Annotated in this window: 20 protein-coding genes and 1 pseudogene; 8 read left to right on the plus strand and 13 right to left on the minus strand. The window is 56.0% G+C overall.

Annotated elements, in window-relative coordinates:
• Nucleotides 1-61 precede the first annotated feature (61 nt).
• Nucleotides 62-736 carry a hypothetical protein gene (locus JMF94_RS04555; protein WP_240823976.1) on the plus strand — a complete coding sequence of 225 codons (675 nt, stop codon included), beginning with the start codon at nucleotides 62-64 and terminating at the stop codon, nucleotides 734-736.
• 786 nt (nucleotides 737-1,522) lie between these two features.
• On the opposite strand, the gene hflX is transcribed toward JMF94_RS04555, so the two are convergent.
• Together hflX and JMF94_RS04565 are read right to left on the minus strand one after the other, a co-directional pair.
• Nucleotides 1,523-3,052 (minus strand): GTPase HflX, encoded by a 1,530-nt coding sequence (gene hflX, locus JMF94_RS04560; RefSeq protein WP_240824208.1) that lies wholly within the window; start codon nucleotides 3,050-3,052, stop codon nucleotides 1,523-1,525.
• Between the two features lie 251 nt (nucleotides 3,053-3,303).
• A complete protein-coding gene (locus JMF94_RS04565; RefSeq protein WP_192112508.1) occupies nucleotides 3,304-3,891 on the minus strand; it encodes an IMP cyclohydrolase in 588 nt (195 codons plus the stop codon).
• A 164-nt stretch (nucleotides 3,892-4,055) separates the two neighbouring features.
• On the opposite strand from JMF94_RS04565, the gene JMF94_RS04570 reads away from it, so the two are divergent.
• A complete protein-coding gene (locus tag JMF94_RS04570; protein ID WP_240823977.1) occupies nucleotides 4,056-4,862 on the plus strand; it encodes an exodeoxyribonuclease III in 807 nt (268 codons plus the stop codon).
• Nucleotides 4,863-5,045: 183 nt separating this feature from the next.
• A pseudogene (tnpA, locus tag JMF94_RS04575) lies at nucleotides 5,046-5,497 on the plus strand (IS200/IS605 family transposase).
• 204 nt (nucleotides 5,498-5,701) lie between these two features.
• Here the strand turns inward: tnpA and JMF94_RS04580 are convergent.
• From JMF94_RS04580 to JMF94_RS04605, 6 genes are all read right to left on the minus strand, one after another.
• Nucleotides 5,702-6,460, minus strand: a complete 759-nt coding sequence (locus tag JMF94_RS04580) for a hypothetical protein (protein WP_240823978.1) — start codon at nucleotides 6,458-6,460, stop codon at nucleotides 5,702-5,704.
• Nucleotides 6,461-6,498: 38 nt separating this feature from the next.
• Nucleotides 6,499-7,446, minus strand: coding sequence for a DUF2971 domain-containing protein (locus JMF94_RS04585; protein ID WP_240823979.1), 948 nt, complete (start codon nucleotides 7,444-7,446; stop codon nucleotides 6,499-6,501).
• 60 nt (nucleotides 7,447-7,506) lie between these two features.
• Nucleotides 7,507-8,067, minus strand: a complete 561-nt coding sequence (locus tag JMF94_RS04590; protein ID WP_240823980.1) for a WYL domain-containing protein — start codon at nucleotides 8,065-8,067, stop codon at nucleotides 7,507-7,509.
• Between the two features lie 52 nt (nucleotides 8,068-8,119).
• Complete coding sequence (locus tag JMF94_RS04595) at nucleotides 8,120-8,455, minus strand: BrnT family toxin (protein ID WP_240823981.1); 336 nt, start codon at nucleotides 8,453-8,455, stop codon at nucleotides 8,120-8,122.
• Nucleotides 8,456-8,703: 248 nt separating this feature from the next.
• Nucleotides 8,704-8,958: a BrnA antitoxin family protein gene (locus JMF94_RS04600; protein WP_240823982.1), complete on the minus strand. Its 255-nt coding sequence runs from the start codon at nucleotides 8,956-8,958 to the stop codon at nucleotides 8,704-8,706.
• Nucleotides 8,948-9,208, minus strand: a complete 261-nt coding sequence (locus JMF94_RS04605) for a BrnT family toxin (RefSeq protein ID WP_240823983.1) — start codon at nucleotides 9,206-9,208, stop codon at nucleotides 8,948-8,950. Before JMF94_RS04605 ends, JMF94_RS04600 begins: the two co-directional genes overlap by 11 nt.
• A gap of 928 nt (nucleotides 9,209-10,136) precedes the next feature.
• On the opposite strand from JMF94_RS04605, the gene JMF94_RS04610 reads away from it, so the two are divergent.
• Genes JMF94_RS04610 through JMF94_RS04625 form a run of 4 tightly spaced genes read left to right on the plus strand, consistent with a single transcriptional unit; the run spans nucleotide 10,137 to nucleotide 14,832 of the window.
• Nucleotides 10,137-12,593 (plus strand): DMSO/selenate family reductase complex A subunit, encoded by a 2,457-nt coding sequence (locus tag JMF94_RS04610; RefSeq protein WP_240823984.1) that lies wholly within the window; start codon nucleotides 10,137-10,139, stop codon nucleotides 12,591-12,593.
• 38 nt (nucleotides 12,594-12,631) lie between these two features.
• A complete protein-coding gene (locus tag JMF94_RS04615; RefSeq protein WP_227118638.1) occupies nucleotides 12,632-13,249 on the plus strand; it encodes a DMSO/selenate family reductase complex B subunit in 618 nt (205 codons plus the stop codon).
• Between the two features lies 1 nt (nucleotide 13,250).
• A complete protein-coding gene (locus JMF94_RS04620; RefSeq protein WP_240823985.1) occupies nucleotides 13,251-14,102 on the plus strand; it encodes a DmsC/YnfH family molybdoenzyme membrane anchor subunit in 852 nt (283 codons plus the stop codon).
• 46 nt (nucleotides 14,103-14,148) lie between these two features.
• On the plus strand, nucleotides 14,149-14,832 hold the full coding sequence (locus tag JMF94_RS04625; RefSeq protein WP_240823986.1) for a molecular chaperone TorD family protein: 684 nt from the start codon (nucleotides 14,149-14,151) through the stop codon (nucleotides 14,830-14,832).
• Between the two features lie 164 nt (nucleotides 14,833-14,996).
• Here the strand turns inward: JMF94_RS04625 and JMF94_RS04630 are convergent, their stop codons facing one another.
• From JMF94_RS04630 to JMF94_RS04640, 3 genes are all read right to left on the minus strand, one after another.
• On the minus strand, nucleotides 14,997-15,326 hold the full coding sequence (locus JMF94_RS04630; protein WP_022658059.1) for a hypothetical protein: 330 nt from the start codon (nucleotides 15,324-15,326) through the stop codon (nucleotides 14,997-14,999).
• A gap of 156 nt (nucleotides 15,327-15,482) precedes the next feature.
• Nucleotides 15,483-16,577: an efflux RND transporter periplasmic adaptor subunit gene (locus tag JMF94_RS04635; RefSeq protein ID WP_240823987.1), complete on the minus strand. Its 1,095-nt coding sequence runs from the start codon at nucleotides 16,575-16,577 to the stop codon at nucleotides 15,483-15,485.
• A complete protein-coding gene (locus JMF94_RS04640) occupies nucleotides 16,574-16,768 on the minus strand; it encodes a hypothetical protein (RefSeq protein WP_240823988.1) in 195 nt (64 codons plus the stop codon). The genes JMF94_RS04635 and JMF94_RS04640 overlap by 4 nt, the downstream gene beginning before the upstream one ends.
• 95 nt (nucleotides 16,769-16,863) lie before the next feature.
• On the opposite strand from JMF94_RS04640, the gene speA reads away from it, so the two are divergent.
• Nucleotides 16,864-18,780 (plus strand): biosynthetic arginine decarboxylase, encoded by a 1,917-nt coding sequence (gene speA, locus JMF94_RS04645; RefSeq protein ID WP_215647192.1) that lies wholly within the window; start codon nucleotides 16,864-16,866, stop codon nucleotides 18,778-18,780.
• Nucleotides 18,781-20,246: 1,466 nt separating this feature from the next.
• Here speA and JMF94_RS04650 read toward each other — a convergent pair.
• Both JMF94_RS04650 and cobT read right to left on the minus strand, forming a co-directional pair.
• Nucleotides 20,247-21,224 carry an oligopeptide/dipeptide ABC transporter ATP-binding protein gene (locus JMF94_RS04650; protein WP_240823989.1) on the minus strand — a complete coding sequence of 326 codons (978 nt, stop codon included), beginning with the start codon at nucleotides 21,222-21,224 and terminating at the stop codon, nucleotides 20,247-20,249.
• Nucleotides 21,218-22,324, minus strand: coding sequence for a nicotinate-nucleotide--dimethylbenzimidazole phosphoribosyltransferase (gene cobT / locus JMF94_RS04655; protein WP_240823990.1), 1,107 nt, complete (start codon nucleotides 22,322-22,324; stop codon nucleotides 21,218-21,220). Before cobT ends, JMF94_RS04650 begins: the two co-directional genes overlap by 7 nt.
• Between the last annotated feature and the right edge of the window lie 26 nt (nucleotides 22,325-22,350).

Genomic DNA, 22,350 nt, shown 5'->3' on the forward strand with positions numbered 1-22,350 from the left:
CGGCGTAGAATAAGCAAAGCGCATTCAAACCCAAACTTTTTTGTGCGCAAGAGAGGTAGTTATGAAGTTGTTTCGCCGTGGTTTGCTGTTGCCGCTGGTATTGCTATTGGGCGCGCTGGTTGCGGCCTGCGTTACTTCCGGCCCTCAGAAGGCGCTGAACGACGTGGCCGATGCCCTGAACAAAAATGACGGCGCGGCCTTTCTGGCGCAAATTGACATGAAGCCTTTTGCAACCAACCAGATTAAAAATATGACTCGTGAAGATCAGGCGCTCAACGCTCTGGATTCCATGGGGCGTTTGCTCGGGCTAGGCGGTATGGAAGACCTTTTGGGCAGCGTGGTGGACATGCAGGCGCGCCTGCAAAAGCAGTATATGCGCGGCGTGAGCACGGGTGAACTGGTGGCCCAGTGCGGCAAGGCTGACACCCCTGATTGCCCGTGGGTGCCTGAGAGCCTGAAGGCCGCCAAGGTTACCGAGCTTGGGGCCGATGCGGCGGTGGCGCAGGTGACTACGCCCGCCCGCATGACCAGTTGGCTTGCTTTGCGCAAGGTGGGCGAGAAGTGGCTGGTGGTTGGGCAGGCCGTGATGGAAAGCACTGCCAGAGAGTATGCTTTGCAGAAGGCCCCGGCGGCACCGGAAAAGCCTGCGCCGATTGCACCCACGCCCAAGGAAGCACCGGAGAAGGCCCCTGTGCCGGGAAATCGCGCTGACAAGGATGGCGTAACGAAGATTTAGGGTGATTTTGCGAGCGCATTGGGTGAAACAAGAGGGTTTTGGCGGCGGGGTGAGCCTGTCGGGCTGATTTACGCAAACCCGACTTTTGCACCCTGAATGCGTCAGCGCCGGGATTTTGATGCTCACGTACTTGAGTACGCTGCGCTCAAAATTCCGGCGCTTCCTTTTCAGACCGCAAAACGCGTATTTTGCAAATTCGCCCAACACCAGCCATCGCCTTCGCGTTGCTCCGGCGAGTTTAAGGAAGGCGACTCCACGGCTAGCTTTTGATGGCGGGCTTTTTTTCTGACTAGTAAATTTTCCGTCTGACCATGGTTGGATGGTAACGGGCATCACCGCAAGTAACGCGAAGATTTTGCAGGTCTCTTTGTTTGCTATTTGGATTTGTCGAAGCTTTATGCAGGCAGAGTACCACGGGGCAAAGATCGAAGTATTTTGCAGTTAGTCCAAGAACTGAGGGATGTTGGCTGAAGCGGAATACCATTCAAAGCGAAAGTGGGCGCTGGCATTAACGCGGCGCGGAGGGAGATCACCTGAGCGAGCTTAGCGAGCGAGGGAAGCTCCCGCAGCTATGGCCGCGTTGCCCTCGTCACGCTAAGGAAGTTGAAAGCCCTCTTAGGGGGTGCTTCGGGGGGGATGCAAGGGGGGCCGAGAAGGGGGCGTAGCCCCATAACCGGCCCCGCCTTGCTGCGCGCCGCACAGGCGTCCCAAACTCCGCCGGAGGGCGGAATTTAGTGCCCGCAGGGCAGCAAAAATAATCAATCGCCGCCTCGCAGGCATCTCCCCCTAATTTAATACCGTCGGCGCATCAGTCGCGACCATGCTCGCAGGATGCCGCAGCAATAAAAGCTCCAGCTCTTCCAGCAAGGCCTTGCAGCCCTCGCCGTTCTTGGCGGAAATCGTCAACGCATGGGGAAAGGCATCCGCCAGCTCAGCGCGGGCCGGGGCTTCCAGCTGATCCCACTTGTTCAGAATCATCAGCCTCGGCATGCGGTCCAGTTCCATTTCGGCAAGGATGGTTTCCACAGCGCTTATCTGCTGCAAAAGGTCAGGATGCGAGGCATCGGCAACGTGCAGCAAAAGATCGGCAGCTTCCAGCTCCTCAAGGGTGGCACGAAAGGCGTCCATCAGCTCCTTTGGCAGATTGCGGATAAAGCCCACAGTGTCGGCCATGATGATTTCTTTTTCCGCAGGAAAGCGCAGCCGCCGGGTTGTGGGGTCAAGCGTGGCGAAAAGTTTGTTCTCGGCCAGCACTTCCGAGCGGGTAAGCGTGTTGAGCAGGGTGGACTTGCCCGCGTTGGTGTAGCCCACAAGCGCCGCCAGCGGGATGCCCTGCCGCGAACGCCGGGCGCGTGTGAACGAGCGCTGCCGCCGCAACTGGTCAAGCTCTTTGCGGATGCGGGCCATGCGCTCACGGATTTTGCGGCGGTCGGTCTCCAGCTTGGTTTCGCCGGGGCCGCGCCCGCCAATGCCGCCCATGAGGCGGTCCATGGCGCGGTTCTTACCCACAAGGCGCGGCTGGGTATAGCGCAGCTGGGCCAGTTCCACCTGGAGCTTGCCTGCGCGGCTTACCGCATGCTGGGCAAAAATATCCAGAATAAGCTGGGTACGGTCAATGACCTTGCGCTCGGTGATGTCTGCCAGATTGTGCAACTGAGCGGGCGAAAGCTCGCCGTCAAAAACCATCATGCCCGCGCGGCCTTGCAGGGCCAGCACTTCAAGCTCTGCCACCTTGCCCTTGCCCATGATGAGGCGGGGGTTGATCTGCGCCACGCGCTGCACCATGCGCCCGGCTACAGTCAGGCCTGCGGTGCGGGCCAGTTCCGCCAGTTCGTCCAGATTGCGTTCCTGAATGATGCGCGGCTGCGTGCCTACAGAAACCAGCATGGCGCGGGGGGTGTCGTCGGCTTCGCGGGCGTCCTCTGCCTTGCGGGCAAGTTCTTCTTCCAGCGCTTCGGCGGTGGCGACAAACTGCGATTCCGTGCGATCCCACGGCTGCGGGGCATCAAGATGGTAGGGCTGGCTGCCTGAAGGATTGGGCAAAAGATGGGCTGCCTGCCATTGCACGGGGTCGCCAACCGGGTTCACGGTGAGCGCCACCACGGCATCCAGCCGCAGAAAGAGCATGTCCATCAGGTCTTCCTGACTGATGCCGCCGGGGGAAAGGTGGGTGTGCAGCAGGCGCAGACCGCGCAGGCGTTCCTGCCCGCTGCGTCCGCGCGGCAGTTCGGGAATCATGATGCTGCCAGCCTCGCCCACAATAACCATCTGCACCCGGCCCTTGCGGTCAATGAGCAGGCCCAGTTGCCGGCCCACGGCGCGTGAAAGCAGGGAGAGTTCCCGGGCCTGGTCAACGGTGTAGACCTCTTCCGCCGGGAAACGGCGGTTGAACAGGCGGGTGAGTGCTGCAAGCTGGCTCGGCTTGAGCCCTTGCACGTTACCTTCTGGCTTTGGGATAGGAAGCTCCTGAGCGAAATAATGTTAAACCGCACCCGCAACCACTGTACCTCAAAAGGGGCAGGGCTGCGGGTGCGTGAGCAAGTGCGGTGCGTGGGCTTGTATGAAGCCTAGGGACGCAGATACGAGGTGATCAGGGCATCATAGCGCGAGGTGGCCTCAAAAGCGCGCGAGGCCATGACCTGCCGGAACTCAAGGCCCACTGTGGTATCTTTTTCCATTTCTTCCATGGCGGCGGTGTACCACTGCGGCGAGGGCAGCACCAGGATACTGTGGAAGTTCTTGGCCGCAGCGCGCAGCATGCAGGGGCCGCCGATGTCAATTTCCTCCACGGCCTGCTCAAGGGAGAGGTGGCGTTCCACCGCGCCCGCAAAGTCGTAAAGGTTGACGCAGACAAGGTCAAAGGGGCGGATGCCCTTTTCTGACAGGGTCTGCATGTGCTGCGGCTCGTCCTTGTTGGCCAGAATGCCCGCATGAATCTTGGGGTGCAGGGTTTTGACCCGGCCACCCAGAATCTCGGGGAATCCTGTGACGGTGCTTACTGCGGTAACGGACAGCCCGGCTGCCTCAAGGGCCTTCTGGGTGCCGCCGGTGGAGATAAGCTCCACCCCCCGCGATGTAAGAAACGTGGCAAACTCCACAAGGCCGCTTTTGTCCGTAACGCTCAGAATAGCGCGACGAATTGGCAAAATATCCATAAGCGACTCCTTGAAAAATGTCCCGAAAAGGGTTTGGCGGCGTATGTACGCCCACATTCTTGATACCGCAAAAAGCCCGTTCTGGCAATGCGTTGCAGACAAATCCCGCCCAGTGGCCCCTTGCCCGCAAAACAAGCCAAGGCTATGCTGCGGCAGGAGGACGTATGCAGCTCAAGCTTGTTTCATGGAATGTCAATGGTCTGCGCGCCGTGGCGGGCAAGCCCGAATGGGAATGGTTTTCGCGCACCGAAGCGCAGGTTGTGGCCTTGCAGGAAACCAAGGCCCACCCTGACCAGTTGAGCGAAGACGTGCGCGACCCTGACGGATGGGAATCCCACTGGTCGTGGAGCACGGTAAAAAAAGGCTACTCGGGCGTGGCGGTGTTCAGCAAGGTGCCTTCGCTGAATGTGAGCGTGGAGCTGCCCCAGCCGGAGTTTCAGGGCGAGGGACGCCTGCTGCATCTGGAGTATCCGCAGTTCCATTTTTTCAATGGCTATTTCCCCAATGGCGGCGCGGAAGAACTGGACGACAACGGCAAGCCCACGGGGCGCTTCAAGCGTGTGCCGTACAAGATGGGCTTTTTCGACGCCTTTCTCGCCTATGCGGAAGAGTGCCGCAAAAGCAAGCCCATTGTGGTTTGCGGGGATTTTAATATAGCGCACAGGCCCATTGACCTCGCGCGCCCCAAGCAGAACGAAAAGTATACGGGCTTTTTGCCCGAAGAGCGCGCCTTTCTGGATCGCTTTACGGCTATGGGCTATGTGGACACCTTCCGCCATGTGCATGGCGACAAGGCAGACAGCTATTCCTGGTGGTCGTACAAGAGCCGCGCGCGGGAAAAGAACGTGGGCTGGCGTATCGACTACTTCTTTGTATCGCAGGAGCTTGTGCCTGCTGTGCGCGACGCCTGGATTGAAACGGATGTCTTTGGCTCAGACCACTGCCCTGTGGGGTTGTGCCTGGAATTTTAACGCCACAGTCATGTCTATGCAGCCGGGCTGGAATCAAGCGGTTCCAGCCCGGCATTTTTATGGTCGAAAACTCCCCGCTAAGCGGGGAGTTCCAAAAAGGCGAAGTCTATCCCCATCAAAAAGCAGCTCTCCTTTGCTACAAGAAAGATGTCCTGACTTTCAGTGTAGCAAAGGAGAGCAACAATGTATGATCAAAGTCTAGAGCGCACGCGGTGGAATTGCAAATATCGCATTGTATTCGCGCCAAAGCTTCGTCGTAAAATTATATACGGGAAGTACAAGAAAGAGATTGGAGTGGTTTTGCGATGTTGTGTGAATATAATTATCTTTAAGATATTATAAGTATATGCCTGCATAGATCGTATGCAGATGTGTATCAAGATTTCGCCGAAGTATAGTGTGGCACAAATAATGGGGTATTTAAAAGGGAAGAGCGCGTTAATGATATTCGAGCAGTTTTCAAACTTGAAGTACAAGTTCGGAAACCGTCATTTCTGGTGCAAAGGCTATTTTGTCAGCATTGTGGGAGTAAACAAGGCAACCATAGTGAAATACATTTGGAGCAAGAAACGCGAGACAAGATAGCCGATCAATATAGCCTTTTTGAGCACAAAGCCCGATTTATGGGTCGCTAGGAAAAACGGCGAAAGTCAGGCAATCCTCCTTAGGAACAATCGAGTAACAGACCTTCATTCCCCCGGTGGGTATTGTATTAGCCTACTCCCGACCATAAATAGCCGAAGAAGCGCCACCAAAAGGGCGCAAAAAAAGCCTTTCTATCGGGGTCAGGTATCCGCTCGCAGAGGTGTTTTGAAGCACCATGTGGAGAGATGAGGGGATCATCTGTTGGGTGTCAACGTGGGGTCAAATTCAGCGCCGCTCAAAACCCTTCTTATTTCATTGGCAAGGTCGGCATGAAGAGATTTGTATTCTGTAACCGCATGCTGTCTAATTGGGTCTTTGCTGCCACCATATACTATTGTGCCATGTGCTTTTACAGCATATGAGAACACCTTGTTAGAAATATCATAAAATTTTTTATTCATGAGCATTTCAATCATAGTAAGCTGTGTTTGCAATTCGAGGGGGCTATAATTTTCTCCGCAAAGTGCAGGTATGCTGGTTAATTCAAAAAAATTGATCATTAATTTTTTCTTTTCTTCCAGAGCAAGCTGGTACAGTTGAAACTTGAAATTATTTTTCTGCTCACGTTTTCTTTGCGTGAAATCGTCTTCAAGTGATTCTCTTGTCTGTGTCATTGTTTTGCGCGCGACGAAAATTGATATGACAGGGGCCATGATTGCTGCAATCAGCGCCGCGATTGAAGAAAGCACCGTCGCTTTAGTCGTGCTTATGCCCAGCCACTCATCCTCATTTTTTGGCGTGCTGGCTTGCCCGGAACTTTGCGCCATCCAGAGGAATGCCTGAGGATATTCTTTTTGCGCCAGAGTGCTGCCAGAAAAGTGCAAGGGCGGAAGCTTGCTGTACTGGGGCGCGGGCTGCTGGTCACTCGTGCTATTCTCGGCGGCAAGACAGCTCGGCGCGGCAACAGCCAGCAGAACTAGAATGGTCAATGCTGCAAGGAGATTATTTTTCATAGGTTATGTTGGGGGTGGAGCTAATGTTGCTGTTCTGCCTAAAGTATAACTGGCTCTGCCGTAAACTCTTGATCAGGGGTTGGAACCATTTGAAACAGCGGGGTGTCATGTTTCGTGCAAAATTTTATCGCAGAATCACGCATCTCGTCAGACGCCCTTGTCCCCAGATAGACCCCCTTAATTATAGAAGACGGAACAGAAATTAGGAGGCCAGCATCACAACGAGTTACGTTGTTTGATGGAAGTAATCCCTCCGTGATAAATGCAATTCTCCATTCTTTTTCAAAAGACCAAATTGTTTGCTTTGTAAAAATAGCGTCTCGTAGCAGTGCATTGTATCGAAAATCACCATTAGGTGTGATATAGTCTGTAACAAAACGTGCTTTACTGATGGGTTTATAGGCTACTTTTTTTAGGCATCCTAGTGAATTTTTTTTATCTTTTATCTCATGGAAAAGGTTGTTTTCTGTGTTGATTTCAAGCACGAATCCCTTGTTATCATTTGCGTATTGTGCCCACATGACTTTATTGGTTGCATTTTCTGTTAAGCAGAAAATTGCAAGGAACTGATTTTTTAGTTGAGAATTTATCTTGTTAATAATTCGAGGAAGGTGCTTGTATTTATCAATTTCAAAGAATTCTTTTTGGCCTTTAGGTGTGTCTATAAAAGTTATGATTTGTGGCGCAAGGTCTTGGGAGTTTTTAAAAAGATCAATACATTTTGATTCAAGTTCTGCATCAAAAGTGTTGTAAAATTCGTTAGAGTCATTGTGCATGGGGGAAAGGGGGGGGATTTTTGCTCTTAATATTATTGACCCCATAAGAAAACTTTTTATGTAATCAGGGCGATAAACACCTTGGATTTGAGGGGCACAATCAAAAAAATCATTAAATTGTTCTGGATGGCGAAATAAAAATTGGGGTGAATCAAAAAAAGAGGTGCGAGCATCAGAAAAGAATTTGTATAGTCTCTGTGGTGCAGGCATATTGGCCTCTAAATTGTCATAATGAGTCGTAGTGTAGATTTCTTGTTGCTGCGTGAGTCGTCAGCCCCGGATCTTCTCGTTCACATATTCCCACAAATCATATTTCTTGCCGTCAATGGTCAGCTTGGTCTTGATGCGGTCGAGGGCGAAGGTGCGCACCTCGTTGCGCAACTGGCAGAAGCCCCGAAAGTACAGGGCATCCTTGTAGTCCTTTTCTATGGACGTGACCTTGACGGTGCGGCGCGTGCGCTCCTGCTTGCTGCTCACATAGCTGAAGGTGGCTTCAAACTGGCCTTTCCACAGCGGGGTGAGCGTGTCTTCCCACGCGCCGAAGTAGGCCGCCCGCCCATCGTTGAGAACTTCCCCGGTTTCCGGGTTGAAACGTGTGCCGTCCTCACGCGTTTTGGTGCGGTTGTCGTATTCTTTCCCGCGCCGGAAGCAGCTTTTGACATAGCCGAACAGTGCTGAAACTGCCACCAGCGCAAAGAGGACAGCGCCCCAGTACAGCACGGTGTGCCATGTGCCTTCGGTTTTACCCGATAGCCACAGGCAGAGGAGTGAAACGCCGAGGCAGCCGAACAGGGCCTGCAATTCTTCTTTGGGTGTGAGTTCTTTTGGCATATTCACCACCTAAACTTAGGATTTCACGTCCTATGCTATACCTGTTTGTGCCTTAACACCAGAGGGGGCTTGGGCAGTCGCGTTCATTCATTTTCTGGTTAATCGCATCATACTGTGCGGCTTCTTCTATGCGTGAGCGGCGAACAGAAATTATTCGAATTGATTCGCCTCTATATGTGATGATACCTGTCCACATTTTTCCCCTGAGATTGCCGATAACCATGAAGCGTTTTTCACCTGCGTGTGTAATCGCAGGTGCTTCTATCATGTTAGTGTCCTTCCAGAGCACTTTTGCTTCTTCGAAATCAATGCCATGTGCCGCTATGTTTTTGGAACTTTTGTTAGGGTCATATTCAAAAGTATGTGTGCAAAAATTGGAATTATCCATAGTTAATGCCTGCCTTTTGATTTTGCCGGAGGATGGAATCTTTTTACAAAACACTAAGGCATACTTCTCTGGTTTTGTCAAGAAAATCAAAATATTAAAAACATACTAACAGAAATTCTTACTTTTGAAGCTCAGAGTGTGGCACCGCGCTAACACCAGACGAACGTCGAAAGTTGCTACTGCGCGCATGGGTACAAAAAAAGCCGGAGTACTCCGGCTTTTTCCATCTTCTCCGCGTGGCTGAAATTTTATTTTGCACTGTGCGCATCGCGCGCGAGGCAGTTGGCTATCCACACCTTAACAAGCGCCTGGCGGCTCACGCCCAGGTGGCGGGCCTCCGTGTCCAGCGCTTCCACCATCCAGGTGGGAAAGTCCACATTTACCCGCTGCGTCTGTTTGTTGGGCCTGCGGGCCGCTGCCCAGTCCACATGCGCGGAAATGTCCTCGCCCGCTTCAAAGCGGCGGTCAAATTCCTCGGCAGAAAGCTGCTGTTCATGATTCATAGTGTTCCACCTCTTCTTTGCGGGAGCGGCGCACGGAAATTATGCGCACGGCCTCGCCCCTGTACGTGATGACCCCTGTCCACACTTTGCCCTCGATCATGCCGATAACCAGAAAGCGCGGTTCACCTGTGCGCAGCACGGGTACTTCCAGCAGGTTTTCGTCTTTCCACAGGGCCTTGGCCTGCTCAAAGTCGAGGCCGTGCTTCATTTTGTTGATCGCACTCTTGGCGGGGTCGTATTCAAACTTCATGCTTATAAGGTATAAAAAATATACCATTTGTCAATGGATGGCGAGGGGCTGCCTGGGGGCGCTTGTATATAAAGCGGGACAGGGGTTCGCAACAGCGTAATAAGTGTAATCGTCTGTAATTTAGGTGTGATATGGTGTAATATTTTTTAGGGCTATTTGTAATATGTTTATAAATTCAGCTAGTTAGCTAATCGAAGAAATTACAGCAAAGAGTAGTTTTATTATATGGAAAAGTGTAACCATATTACAAAAATATTACACTTTAATATGCTGAAATATAATGAGATTACACTTGTTACGCCTTTCCGGTGCCCCGAAATGTTTCGAGTCTATTTTTCCAAGAGGGGCTAATTTAGAGGGATTAAGCTAATTTTTCAGCATGTTGTGTTGTTTTGATGTTATGTCGGCCTAGGGATTTTTATTTGCCTGATGCCTGCTCATTATTGCGGGGCAATCCGGTGTTGATCCAATACTTGCGCAGCCCCCCAAATAACGATCATGCGTGCTTCAGATACTACTGAAGACGCTACGCCAGCAGCTTTCCGTGATACGCAAAGTCATCCAACACGCCGAAGTTGAAGCTGATTCTTGCGGTATTGCCTTCCTGAAAAATGGGGTGTAACAGTATCGTTTGTGGCAATGAGCGTGAATATTGCGGTTTTAAACCGCGCAATAGCCTGAATAACGTTCAAAGAACAGCAGATCCCCACTTTTGAGGCGCTCCGTCAGCCGGAGCGCGCCCGCCAGGAACCATCGTCCACCTCGTGGATTTTGTCCGATACTCCTGAGTGCCAATACGTGGCCTATGTCCTTTTGATTCAGCCCTGCCTTCACCTGCTCTTGGGTTTGCCCCTACTCTGATTTCCCCCTCCTGTCCCGGAGGGGAAAGGTTACCTTGCCGCGTCTGCGGCGCAGAATGAGGATTGTGATGAAAAAATATTCCGACTCCACCCCGCCTTTGCTCGCGCACAGGGAAGTGACCCGGCGCGAGGTCCTCAAGTGGTGTACCGCCCTTGGCGGCGCATCCCTTTTGCCATTGGGCGGTGGTTTGCCCCTTGGCCTGGCCCGTGCAGCCACCCAGCCGCCGTATGGCGCGGGCGAGCAGTGCTTTTACTCCGGCTGCGTGGTGAACTGCGGTTCGCAGTGTACGCTGCGCGCCTTTGTCAAAGATGGCCGCGTCACGCGCGTTGAAACCGATAATTCCGATGACGGCCCCAACAACAGAGCCATCCGTGCCTGCCTGCGCGGGCGCTCCATGCGCAAATACACCTATTCACCGGACCGCATTAAGTACCCCATGCGGCGCGTACCCGGCGCCAAGCGCGGCGAGGGAAAGTTCGAGCGCATTTCATGGGACGAAGCCCTGGACACCGTCGCCAAGGAATGGGTGCGCGTGCTGAACACCTACGGGCCGGAGTCCATCCACCGCATGTATGGCTCGGGCACAACGTCCAGCGGCATGACGCGCCGCAACGAATTTTTCAGGCTTGCCAATATGCTGGGCGGGCATCTGGACGAATACGGCACCTACAGCACGGCCCAGATCTCAGCTGCCATTCCATATCTCTACGGAATCAATGCGGGCAATACCATCAATGACATGGCTAACTCAAAGCTCATTGTCATGTTTGGCTGCAACATTCTTGAAACCCGCCAGAGCGGCGGCGGCCTTTCTTATGAGCTGTTTGAAGCCAGAAAAAAAGGCAATGCCCGCATCATCATGGTTGATCCCCGGTATTCGGATTCCATGGCCAAGCTGGGGGACGAATGGGTGCCCATCCGCCCCGGTTCTGACGGTGCGCTTATCGCGGCCATTGCCTATGTGCTCATGAACGAAGGGCTGGTTGACCAGCAGTTTGTGGACACGCACTGCCTTGGTTTTGACGAGGAGCACATGCCCGAGGGCGTGCCCGCAGGCAACAGCTACCGCGCGTATATCATGGGCGAAGGCCCGGACAAAACGGCGAAAACGCCGCAATGGGCGGAAACCATCACCGGGTATCCGGCGGAAAAGATCATCCGCCTTGCCCGCGAGATCGGCTCCACCAAACCCTGCTGCGTCATTCAGGGGTGGGGGCCGCAGCGCCACGCCAACGGCGACACTATGTCCCGTTCCATTGCCATGCTTGCCATCCTTACCGGCAACGTGGGCATTGCCGGGGGCGGTTCCGGCAGTGCGGAAAGCGTGAGCCAGATTGGTTTTCCGCGCATGCCCGAAGGCACCAATCCGGTCAAGACGCGCATTTCTTTCTACACCTGGATCAACGCCATTGACGACTACACCCAGGTGACGGCCAAAAAGATGGGCCTGCGCAACAAGGAAAAGCTGGATCACGGCATCAAGTTTTTGTGGAACAGCTCTGGCAATGCCCTCATCAACCAGCATTCGGACATCAACGGCACCCGCAAGATTCTTGAAGATGAAAGCAAGTGCGAGTGCATTGTGGTGGTGGAAAACCGCATGACGGCTTCAGCGAAATTTGCGGATATCCTCCTGCCTTCCGTGACGCCGCTGGAACAGGACGACATCATCCAGCAGGGCTATCAGGTGGATCAGAGCTCCCTGCTCATTGCCCGCAAGGCCATTGAACCCCTGTTCGAGACCCGCTCGCAGTATGATATCTGCGCGGCCCTGAGCGAAAAAATCGGCAAGCTTCTGGGCCAGCCCGATCTGGCGGCAAAATATACCGAGGGCCGCAGCCAGCTTGACTGGGTGAAGCACCTGTACGCCCAGGCACGCGCCAAAAAGCCGGAACTGCCTGAATCCTTTGACGAAGCTTCAAAGATAGGCCTGTTCAAGTGGTTCCCCATGCCGCAAAAGGTTGCCTTCAAGGCTTTTCGCGACGATCCGGCGGCAAATCCGCTCAAGACGCCTTCGGGCAAGATAGAAATATTTTCCAAGCGTCTGTGGGATTTGAACCAGACTTGGGAACTGCCCGAGGGCGATGCTATTTACGCCATACCCGTGCATGAAAAAACATGGGAAGGCCCGTGCGATTACGAGGGAATGAAAAAACATCCCTTCCAGCTTATCGGCCATCACTACAAGGGGCGCGCGCATTCAAGCTATGCCAACATCCCATGGCTAGAGCAGGTTGCCCCGCAGCAGCTCTGGATGAACGAGGCCGATGCGGCGCAGCGCGGCATCAGGCACGACGACATGGTCAAGGTGTTCAACGATCGCGGAGCAGTGGTCGTGCGGGTCAAGGTGACGCCGCGCATCATGCCCGGTGTGCTCAGCCTGCCGCAGGGCGCATGGTACACCCCGGACAAAAACGGTGTGGATCAGGGCGGGTGCATCAATACCCTCACAAAAACGCACATGACCCCCTTGGCCAAGGGCAATCCGCAGCACACCAATCTTGTGGATGTGGTTAAAATCTAGCCTGTTGCGCGGAACTGTCTGCATTGAGGAGATTTATTGTGAAACAGCCGGCTTTTTATATAGATATGACTGCCTGTACGGGCTGCAAAACATGCATGGTGGCCTGCATAGACGGTCATGACCTGCCCCAGGGCGTCATGTGGCGGCGCGTGGCGGAGTACACGGGCGGAAAGTGGGTGCGCCGTGCCAACGGCACGTATGACCAGAATGTGTTTTCCTACTACACGTCCGTCAGTTGCAACCACTGCCAGAACCCCGTGTGCGTGAAGGTTTGCCCCACCACGGCCATGCACAAGGACGAGCAGGGCATTGTGAGCGTGGACCCCGACAAGTGCGTGGGCTGCCGCTATTGCGAGTGGAACTGCCCTTATTCCGCCCCCCAGTACAACAAACAGTCGGGCAGAATGACCAAGTGCGATTTCTGCAAGGACAGGCTGGCAGCCGGGCTCAAACCCCTGTGCGTGGAAGCCTGCCCCATGCGGGCCATCCACTTTGGCGAATATGAAGACCTGAAAAAACAGTTCGGCGATGCCGTGCACGTGGCTCCGCTGCCGGAGCAGAGCGTGACCTCCCCCTGTCTTGTGATTACGCCGCCCCACAACGCGCAGCCAGTGGGCAGCAACATGGGCAGCATCCGTAATCCGGAGGAGATGTAGCATGGAGTATCTTCAGGAATTTCCGCTGGTATTCTTTACCTTGCTGGTGCAGATGGCCGTAGGCATGGTGCTGGTGGGCAAGTGCGTACTTGGCAACGAAGCCGACCGCGCACTGCGCGAAGGCGTGCGGCGGCAGAATGTGGCGGCACTGCTTCTGTTTGCCGTGGCCGTGATCATCAGTTTTGTGCATCTGGGCACGCCCCTGCATGCGCCCTTTACCCTGCTGCACGTGACGCAGTCGTGGCTCAGCCGCGAAATCCTCATGATCGGCCTTATGGGTCTTGCCCTGTTGTGGCTGGTGCTTGTCGGGCGCAAAAAGCATGCGGTGGATGGCGAGAAAAAAGCCATGATCGTGGCGGGCCTGTGCGGTATTGCGCTGCTGTTCGTCATGAGCTGCGTTTACAATCAGTCCACAATGCCCGGCTGGCGCAACTGGGGCGTTTTTACGGCCTTTCTGGCTTCCATGTGCCTGCTTGGTGGATCCTGGCATGGTGTGGCGCTGAGCCTGCGCAAGGAAGGCGCGCCCGTGCGCGCACTGGGCCCCTGCCTTGTGTGGGCGGTGCTGGGCCTTGTGCTTATGGCCGTGAGCCTGCCGCTGGCCATGCCCGAGCAATCTGCCTTCGTCAATCCGGTTTCCCGTCTGCTGCCTCCGGCGTGCATTGCATGGTCGCACGGCTTGCACGCCCTGGCATCTGGTCTGGGCGTTGTGCTGCTGGCACTGGCTGCGGCCCGTGGCATGCAGGGCAAAGGATTTCGCCCGGCGCTGGCGGTTCCCGCATTTCTCCTGATTGTTCTGGGCGAAGTGTTCGGGCGGCTTGTTTTTTATCTTTCCTATTCACGCCTGGGCATGTAGGCACGGCAAACTCTACGGGGGCCGTCTGGCCCCCGCATCATTACATATGGAACAGGAACAGTTGACGCAATACGTTGTGGCCTTGCAGTTTTGCAGCCGTATTTTCCAGAATTCGCCGGATGAAGACCTGCTGCGCGGCGTCATTGGCGGCGGGCTTTTGCAAGGCTTTGGCGCTTGGGCCTGTTTCAGGACTTCGGAACTGGCTGAAAAGCTGTGGGGCGAGGCTCTTGATCCTGAGAGCCGCGCTGCCGCCCTTGCGACAGCCTATCCGGCAGAGGCGGCGCAGGATTCCTGCCGCGCGCTGTATCTGGATCTGCACATGGATCATCTGGCCCTGTTTTCCGGGCCGCAGCCTGCAGCCGCGCCGTGGGAATCCGTGTGGCGGGAGAAGGACCGCCTGCTTTTTGGCCGCAAAACGCAGGAAGTGCGCGACTGCTACAGGGAGTGGGGCATAGCCGCAGAACGGGACGGGCACGAGCCCGAGGACCATCTGGGGCTGGAACTCGCCTTCATTCTTTTTCTTGTGCAGAACATGGGCGGGGCCATTGCCTCAAGCCAGGGGCAATCCCCGGAGGCGGCGCTGGCGGCTTTTATGGACGGGCACATTCTGGCCTGGGCCGGAGACTGCCTGAAAAAGGCTTCGGAATGCGCCAATACGGTGTTTTACCGCGAGATGTCTGCTCTTTGTTGCCTGCTGCTCGGAAATGTGCGGGCGTTCATTCAGGAATAGCGCTGTACAGCGCACGCCAAAAGGTTTTTGACCAACAGCAAAAGCCGTTCCTTGCCGAAAAAGGCTGGAACGGCTTTTGTTTGAGCAATCTGCCATCAGGCGAAATACAGGGTTGAGCAATTCTCGTTAGAAATTGCTCCGCCGAGGGCGAGGGCAGCTCCGGTCTAGTCGAGCAGGCCCAGCAAACGCGCAACGCGCTGTTCGTTCAGGCCGCTATGCACCTGTACAAGATCCTGACTGTGCTGCATGGCTTCCTGCTCCACCTGGGCAAGCGCCTGACGCATTTCATCAGAATTGAGCATGTGCGGGGTGCCGGGAACAGTTTGTTCCAGAACCGGCGCGGCGGAGGTGCTGACGTCATCGTCAGCGGGCGCTGCCGGGGCCGCTGGGGTACTTTCTGCCCTGTTCACGGGCAGCATGGAGTTGACCCTTTCCTGAAAGGTAGGAAAAACAGGCCCCAGATCATTATTGCGAAAACGGAATTCCAGTTCCATCGGGCTTCTCCTCAGGCTTGACGCAGTACTGCGTCATTGCACTCGCGCTTGAGCGCGCGGCGGCCATGTGGAAAAATTGACCGCCTGTTGGTATTGCCCGAAAATATGCAAATATCAGGCCGTTGTGTGCGGCGCTGGTTTGCATCTGCAAACTTTTTAGTCCATGATCTTGACCATCAGGCCCGGAGCCAGCCGTACCTGACCATCCACCACAATTTTGTCGCCCTCGGCCACCGCGCCGTCCACAACCGTGCGGTCAGCGTATTCAAACAGCGGCCTCACCTTGCGATAGCTGGCCCGGCTGTCCTTATCCACCACGTACACGTAGGATTCTTCCCGGCCAGACTGCACGGCACGTGTGGGCACGGTCAGCGCCCCGGCGGCCATGCCCAGCGGCAGCTCCACCTGCACAAACTGCCCCGGCCACAGACGGCGCTGGCTGTTTTCAAAGGTGGCGCGCAGCCGGATGGTGCCGGTGCGCGTGTCTACCGTATTGTCCACAAGGGTGAGAAGTCCCTTTTCCGACGCGCTCCCGGCAGGCGTTGCGGAAACCGGCACCGTCGTTTGCGCCATCTGTTCTATGATGACAGGCAGATGCGCCTCTGGCACAGAAAAGCCCACATAAATTGGCGAAAGCGTGTCTATGCTGACAATAACCGTGGCGTCAGCCGATTTGACCATGTTGCCCTTGTCCACATTGAGTGCGCCCACTCGCCCGCTGATGGGAGCCACCACCGTGCAGTAGCTGAGGTCAAGGGCGGCACTTTCCACGGCTGCCTTGTCAGACTGCACAGTGGCGCGCAGGGCCGCCGCATCGGTCGCGGTCTTCTCATATGCATCGCGGCTTACGTAGCCGCCGCCCACAAGTTTGCCATAACGGTTCATGTCGTCCTGGGCTTTGGCAAGCTGCGCCTGCGATTTGGCAAGTTGCCCTTTCTTTTCGCGCAGCGCAGCCTCAAAGGGGCGGGGGTCAATGGTGATAAGCGGGTCGCCCTCGCGCACATCCTGACCTTCGGTAAAATGAACCTGCTGAATCTCGCCCGTTACGCGGGGTTTCACACCCACAGAGGCAGATGCCCGCACGTTGCCCACAGCATGCAGCAGGCGCGGCACATCGGCCCGTGCAACGGCTTCAACCCGCACAGGGGCAGACGGTACAGCATTTTTTTTGCTGTCGTCTTGCGAGCATGCCCCAAGGGCGAGCAGAAGAAAAAGCAGGAGGAGAGGACGGGGATTCAGGACTGGTTTCATGGTGTTCCCCATAAGTATGAAATAGCCGACATCAGGCCGTTGGGCGCAACAGAAAAAATGAAGCAAGGAGTACCCGCCGTCAAGAAGATAGTTAGCCACGCACCTAACAATCTGCGCTTGCCGCCCTTTTGGCGATGATTGACATTCGGCACGGTCACGGCATAATTACGCCGCATTTTTCGTGCAACCATATGCGGTCGTTTTTTGAACGGCGGCAACCTACAGTCCCATTTTCGGAGCTGAATCAACATTATATATGCGCCTTGCGGCGCTCCAGGAGCAGGAATTGGCAAAAAACCGCGCATTGCAGCAGTGGCGGGTGGAGGATTCCATCGAACTGTACGGCATCCGTAATTGGGGTGCCGGGTATTTTGACGTGTCGGATGCGGGCGAAGTTGTGATTTGTCCGCAGGGGCCCAAGGGGCCGCAGGTTTCGATACCGGAAGTTATCGCCGGGCTGAAAGAGCGCGGGTATGATATGCCCGTGCTGTTGCGCGTGGAGAATATTCTGGATTCGCGCATTGCCAATATCCACGAATCATTCCGCAAGGCTATCAAAAGTCTGAATTACACGGGTTCGTATCGCGGCGTTTTTCCCATCAAAGTCAACCAGCAGCAGCAGGTTGTGGAAAAAATAGCCCAGTTCGGCTCCACCTACCATCACGGCCTGGAGGTCGGCTCCAAGGCGGAACTCATTGCCGCCGTGTCGCTCATGCGCGACCGTGAGGCCTGCATTGTTTGCAACGGCTACAAGGACGAAGAATTTATAGACCTTGGCCTTCAGGCCCTGCGCCTTGGCTTTAATGTGCTCTTTGTTCTCGAAATGCCAAGCGAGCTGGAAGTTGTGCTTGAGCGCAGCAAGGCTCTCGGCGTGCGGCCCAACATCGGCGTACGCGCCAAGCTGGCCGTAAAGGCCAGCGGTCACTGGACTGATTCCGGCGGCGAACGCTCCACCTTTGGCCTTTCGCCCGCGCAGATCGTGGACGTGGTGGATACACTCAAAGCCAACGACATGCTTGATTGCTTCAAGCTGCTGCACTACCACCTCGGCTCGCAGGTTTCCAATATTCGCGACATCCGTACCGGAGTCATGGAAGGCGCGCGTCTTTACGTGGGCCTGGTGCAGGAAGGCGCCCCCATGGGCTACCTTGACCTTGGCGGCGGTCTGGCCGTGGACTATGACGGTTCGCATACCAACTATGTTTCGTCGCGCAACTATACGCTCGATGAATACAGCGCCGACATCGTTGAAGCCATCATGAGCATTCTTGATGAGCAGAAGATTCCGCATCCGCACATCATTACGGAATCTGGCCGCGCAACGGTGGCCTACTATTCCGTGTTGCTCTTTAACGTGCTTGATGTGAGCATGGTGGAAGAAGTGCAGCTGCCCGACACCCTGCCCGAAGGCACGCCGGAGCCTGTGTTGAACCTGCGCGAAACTCTTGCCAACATCACCCTGCGCAATTTGCAGGAGTGCTATAACGACGCCATTTACTACCGGGACGAGATGCGTCAGCTGTTCTCGACCGGGCGGGTGAACCTGCGTCAGCGCACATTGGCCGAGCGGTTTTTCTGGGCCATCATCATGCGCATTGCTCAGGAAAAAACCCGGCTCAAGACGATACCCCGCGATTTGGCCGACATCGACGTGAGCCTTGCCGATATCTATTACGGCAACTTCAGCGTGTTCCAGTCCTTGCCTGACTCTTGGGCCATTGACCAGCTGTTCCCGGTTATGCCCGTGCATCGGCTCAAGGAATTTCCCGCACGGCAAGGCATTATTTCTGATATTACCTGCGATTCTGATGGCCGGATTGACCATTTCATTGACCCGCAGGGCATGAAGCCCACCCTTGATCTGCACCCCCTGCGGGACGGCGAGGAATATTACCTTGGCGTGTTTCTGGTGGGCGCGTATCAGGAAACCCTGGGCGATCTGCACAACCTCATGGGCGACACCAACGTGGTTTCCATCAGGGTGCGGGATGACGGCAATTATGAGTATGTGCGCGAAATCAGGGGCGACTCTGTGGCGGATATTCTGAGCTATGTGGAATATGAGCCGCGCCGTATTCTGGAAGATCTGCGCAGCACGGCGGAGCAGGCTGTGCGGCAAGGGCGGATTTCGCCCAGCGACCGGTTTGCCATTATGCAGGTATTTGAAGACGGCTTGCGCGGGTACACCTATTTTGAACGGTAGAGGCTGCGCAGGGTAGTCTGTGCGGTAGAAATAAGCCAGTAAGGCAGGGAGAGTTTGGCGGCGGGGTGAGCCTGTCGAGCGCATTTACGCAAACCCGACTTTTTTGACCTGACAGCGTTAAAATCCTGTTTTTGATGCTCACGTACATGAGTACGCTGCGCTCAAAAACAGGATTTTTCCTTGTCAGGCCAGAAAAATGCGTATTTTGCAAATTCACTCAACACCAGCCATCGCCTCCGCATTCGCTCCGGCGAGTTTAAGGAAGGCGACTCAACGACCAGCTTCTGATGGCGGGACGGGTAAAGGCAAAAAGGCAGAATGACAGGAAGAGAAAAGGCAAAAGAGTAGGGAGCGTTTGATGGGGTGGGTGAGCCTGTCAGGCTGATTTACGCAAACCCGACTTTTACGGCCTGAATGCGTCAGCGCCGGGATTTTGATGCTCACGTACTTGAGTACGCTGCGCTCAAAACCCCGGCGCTTCCTTTTCAGACCGCAAAAACCGTATTTTGCAAATTCACTCAACACCAGCCATCGCCTCCGCATCCGCTCCGGCGAGTTTAAGGAAGGCGACTCAACGACCTGCTTCTGATGAAAGGCTGGAGGAAAAGCATAAAGGCAGCTAGGGAGAAGGCAAAAGCCCGTGGATCGGGTTAGATTTTTGTTGTTCAGAGGGTCAGCGAGAGTCAGGGATAGGAAAATATTGCTTCTGGTGCTAATGAGTTGTCTTGTGGTTCGACATAGAACTAGTTTCCTGCCACAAGTGTGAGGTAATAGCGATTTCGGCTGGGTAGGGAAGAAGTGTGGTTGACAACAGGGCGAGCGGGAGCGTGGTGAGGATCGTAGCTAGGTTCCAGTTACGGGTAGTTTTTCAATGACCAATTCTGACGGTGGCTATTGGCTGAAACGGAGTTTGATCGAAGCGAAAACGGACGTTGGCATTTACGCGGCGCGGAGGGAGATCACCTGAACGAGCGTAGCGAGTGAGGGAAGCTCCCGCAGCATAAGACGCGTTGCCCTCGCCATTTTATGGAAGTTGAAAACCTTTCTTAGGGGGTGCTTCGGGGGGATGCAAGGGGGGCCGGAGGGTTGACGCAGTCAACACGACCGGAAATCAGGAGCAGGTTGCGGCTTTGCCGCGCCGTCAGCGACTGATATCCGTGCCTTTCCGCCCGGCGGTTATACCGCCGATGGCGGCCCAAACCCGCAAAGCGGTGTTTGGCATTGGATTGGCGGGCGAAGCCCCATAACCGGCCCCGCCTTGCTGCGCGCCGCACAGGCGTCCCAAATTCCGCCGGAGGGCGGAAGCCAGTGCCCACAGGGCAGCAAGAATCAACGGAGTATCTCTCGCCGGGGAGGCGAAATCGCGCGCCGCACAGGCGTCCCAAACTTCGCCGGATGGCGAAAAAGCCGTGCCGCAGGGCAGCAAGGCTAATCAACCCGCGCCAGTCAGGCGCACAAATCCAAACCTACGCCTCCCAACACCGCACACGCCACCCACTGCCCATATCTTTCCATTGTGGTGCTTCCTGACGGCAAATGTCCTTTGCCTTGGGGCAGCGCGGGTGAAAGCGGCATCCGGCGGGTGGAGAGAGAGGGCTTGGCAGTTCGCCTTCCAGTGCGGCAATGGGTTCGCCCCGGCGGCTGCCGGTTGGCATGGCCGCCATAAGCGCCTGGGTATAGGGGTGCGCCGCGCCGTCAAAAATGGCATCGGTGGGGCCTTCTTCCACAATCTGGCCCAGATACATGACCAATATGCGGCGGCACAAAAAGCCCACCACCGCCAGATCGTGCGAAATGAAAAGATAGGCTGGCCCAAACTGCTCCTGCACCTCGCGCAGGAGGTTGAGCGCCTGCGCCTGCACCGAGGCGTCAAGCGCGGAAACCGGCTCGTCGCACACAACCACGTCTGGCCGGGTGATGAGCGCCCGCGCCACGGCAATGCGCTGTCGCTGCCCGCCGGAAAACTCGTGCGGATAGCGGCGGCCCATGCCTTCAATCCCCACGGTAGCCAGCATGGCCTCTGCCTGGGCATGGCGTTCCTCGCGGGAGACGCCGCGCGCCGCCAGCGGCTCCGCCACCGAACTGCCCACCGTGAGCCGGGGATTGAGGGAAGAAAAAGGATCCTGAAAGATCATCTGAATGCGCCCGGCGGCCCAACTGTCCGCTCCGGCTGGGGGCAGGGGGCGACCATCAAGCAGCACCTGCCCCTGAGAAGGGGCCAGCAACCCGCAGGCCAGACGCCCGAGGGTGGATTTGCCGCAGCCGGATTCGCCCACCAGACCAAGGCTCGCGCCCTTGGCGAGGCTCAGGCTCACGTCGTCTACGGCAACCAAGGAGCGCTTTTCGCCGAACAGCCCCCGCCGGATGTCAAACACCCGTGAGACATCCTCCAACCGCAGTAAAGCGGATGCGGAAGACTGTTCCGGCGCAAGCGGGTTCAGCATGTTTTGCCCGCCACGCCTGCGGAACTGAAGGTCGCCATGTCGTTGTACACGGAGGCAGCGCAACGCAGCAGGTGATAGGCCACAGCGCCGCCGGTGCCTTCGCCAAGGCGCATGCTCAGGTGCAGCAGGGGATTGTTGCGGGTTTCGCCGCCAGTCAGCTTGGAGAGCGCACGTACGTGGCCCGGCTCTGCCGAGGCGTGGGAAAGCACGGCGTAGTCGGCAAGCAGTGGGCAGATGTGCAGGGCCGCCACATAGGCCGCGCTGCATATAAAGCCGTCAACCAGCACGGGCAGGCGGCGCGAGGCTGCGCCAAGCATCAGCCCGGCCATGAGAACAATTTCAAATCCGCCCAAGGCGGCCAGAATATTGATGGGATCGTCACCTTCCAGCATGGAGGCATTGACTGCCAGCGCGCGGCGCACGATTTCGGTCTTGTGGCGCACCATGTCGGGGTCCGCGCCAGCGCCGGGGCCGGTCATCTGCTCGGGGTCAAAGTGCAGCAGGGCGCAGTACAGGGCAGTGCCTGCCGTGCTGTTGGCAATGCCCATTTCACCCACGCCGAGGCAGCGATAGCCGTTATCCGCAAGCTGGTGCGCCAGCTCCACGCCCATGCGCAGCCCTTTGAGGCAGGTTTCGCGGCACATGGCCGGGCCCTGGCTCATGTCTGCGGTGCCATCGCCCAGACGGCGCTCAATGAGGATGGAGTGCGGTTCATAGGGGCCGCCGTCGCAGCCTGCGTCCACCACGCGTAGATCCATGCCCGAGGTCTTGCACAGAACATTGACCGCCGCGCCGTTGTTGAAAAAGTTTTGCACCATCTGGCGCGTCACGGCCTTGGGAAAAGGCGAAACGCCCTGATCGGCAACGCCGTGGTCGCCAGCAACCGTGAGCATGATGGCAGGGCTGACGCTGATGGGCGCTTGCCCGCCACTCATGGCATAGAGCCTTTGGGCGAGGTCTTCAAGGCGGCCAAGGCTGCCTTGCGGTTTGGTCAGGTCGTCCAGATGTGCCTGGGCATCGTCCAGGTCTTTCTGAAGCAGGGGCGCAATGCGCAGGCCGGGCAAAATCAGTTCCAACAGGTCGGATTGAGTGGTTTTCATACCGTTTGTTTATCCTTAACAAGGGG

The organism is Desulfovibrio sp. UIB00, from assembly GCF_022508225.1.
In the GTDB taxonomy this organism is placed as follows: Bacteria; Desulfobacterota; Desulfovibrionia; order Desulfovibrionales; family Desulfovibrionaceae; genus Desulfovibrio.

Coding starts and splice junctions, on each gene's coding strand:
- JMF94_RS04585 (WP_240823979.1), bottom strand. CDS start 7,446: ATGCCTGCACCACAGAGACTATACAAATTCTTTTCTGATGCTCGCACC.
- cobT (WP_240823990.1), bottom strand. CDS start 22,324: ATGAAAACCACTCAATCCGACCTGTTGGAACTGATTTTGCCCGGCCTG.
- JMF94_RS04650 (WP_240823989.1), bottom strand. CDS start 21,224: ATGCTGAACCCGCTTGCGCCGGAACAGTCTTCCGCATCCGCTTTACTG.
- JMF94_RS04640 (WP_240823988.1), bottom strand. CDS start 16,768: ATGGTTGCACGAAAAATGCGGCGTAATTATGCCGTGACCGTGCCGAAT.
- JMF94_RS04630 (WP_022658059.1), bottom strand. CDS start 15,326: ATGGAACTGGAATTCCGTTTTCGCAATAATGATCTGGGGCCTGTTTTT.
- JMF94_RS04565 (WP_192112508.1), bottom strand. CDS start 3,891: ATGGATATTTTGCCAATTCGTCGCGCTATTCTGAGCGTTACGGACAAA.
- JMF94_RS04635 (WP_240823987.1), bottom strand. CDS start 16,577: ATGAAACCAGTCCTGAATCCCCGTCCTCTCCTCCTGCTTTTTCTTCTG.
- JMF94_RS04600 (WP_240823982.1), bottom strand. CDS start 8,958: ATGAATCATGAACAGCAGCTTTCTGCCGAGGAATTTGACCGCCGCTTT.
- JMF94_RS04595 (WP_240823981.1), bottom strand. CDS start 8,455: ATGGATAATTCCAATTTTTGCACACATACTTTTGAATATGACCCTAAC.
- JMF94_RS04555 (WP_240823976.1), top strand. CDS start 62: ATGAAGTTGTTTCGCCGTGGTTTGCTGTTGCCGCTGGTATTGCTATTG.
- JMF94_RS04580 (WP_240823978.1), bottom strand. CDS start 6,460: ATGAAAAATAATCTCCTTGCAGCATTGACCATTCTAGTTCTGCTGGCT.
- JMF94_RS04570 (WP_240823977.1), top strand. CDS start 4,056: ATGCAGCTCAAGCTTGTTTCATGGAATGTCAATGGTCTGCGCGCCGTG.
- JMF94_RS04620 (WP_240823985.1), top strand. CDS start 13,251: ATGGAGTATCTTCAGGAATTTCCGCTGGTATTCTTTACCTTGCTGGTG.
- JMF94_RS04625 (WP_240823986.1), top strand. CDS start 14,149: ATGGAACAGGAACAGTTGACGCAATACGTTGTGGCCTTGCAGTTTTGC.
- JMF94_RS04605 (WP_240823983.1), bottom strand. CDS start 9,208: ATGAAGTTTGAATACGACCCCGCCAAGAGTGCGATCAACAAAATGAAG.
- JMF94_RS04610 (WP_240823984.1), top strand. CDS start 10,137: ATGAAAAAATATTCCGACTCCACCCCGCCTTTGCTCGCGCACAGGGAA.
- JMF94_RS04590 (WP_240823980.1), bottom strand. CDS start 8,067: ATGCCAAAAGAACTCACACCCAAAGAAGAATTGCAGGCCCTGTTCGGC.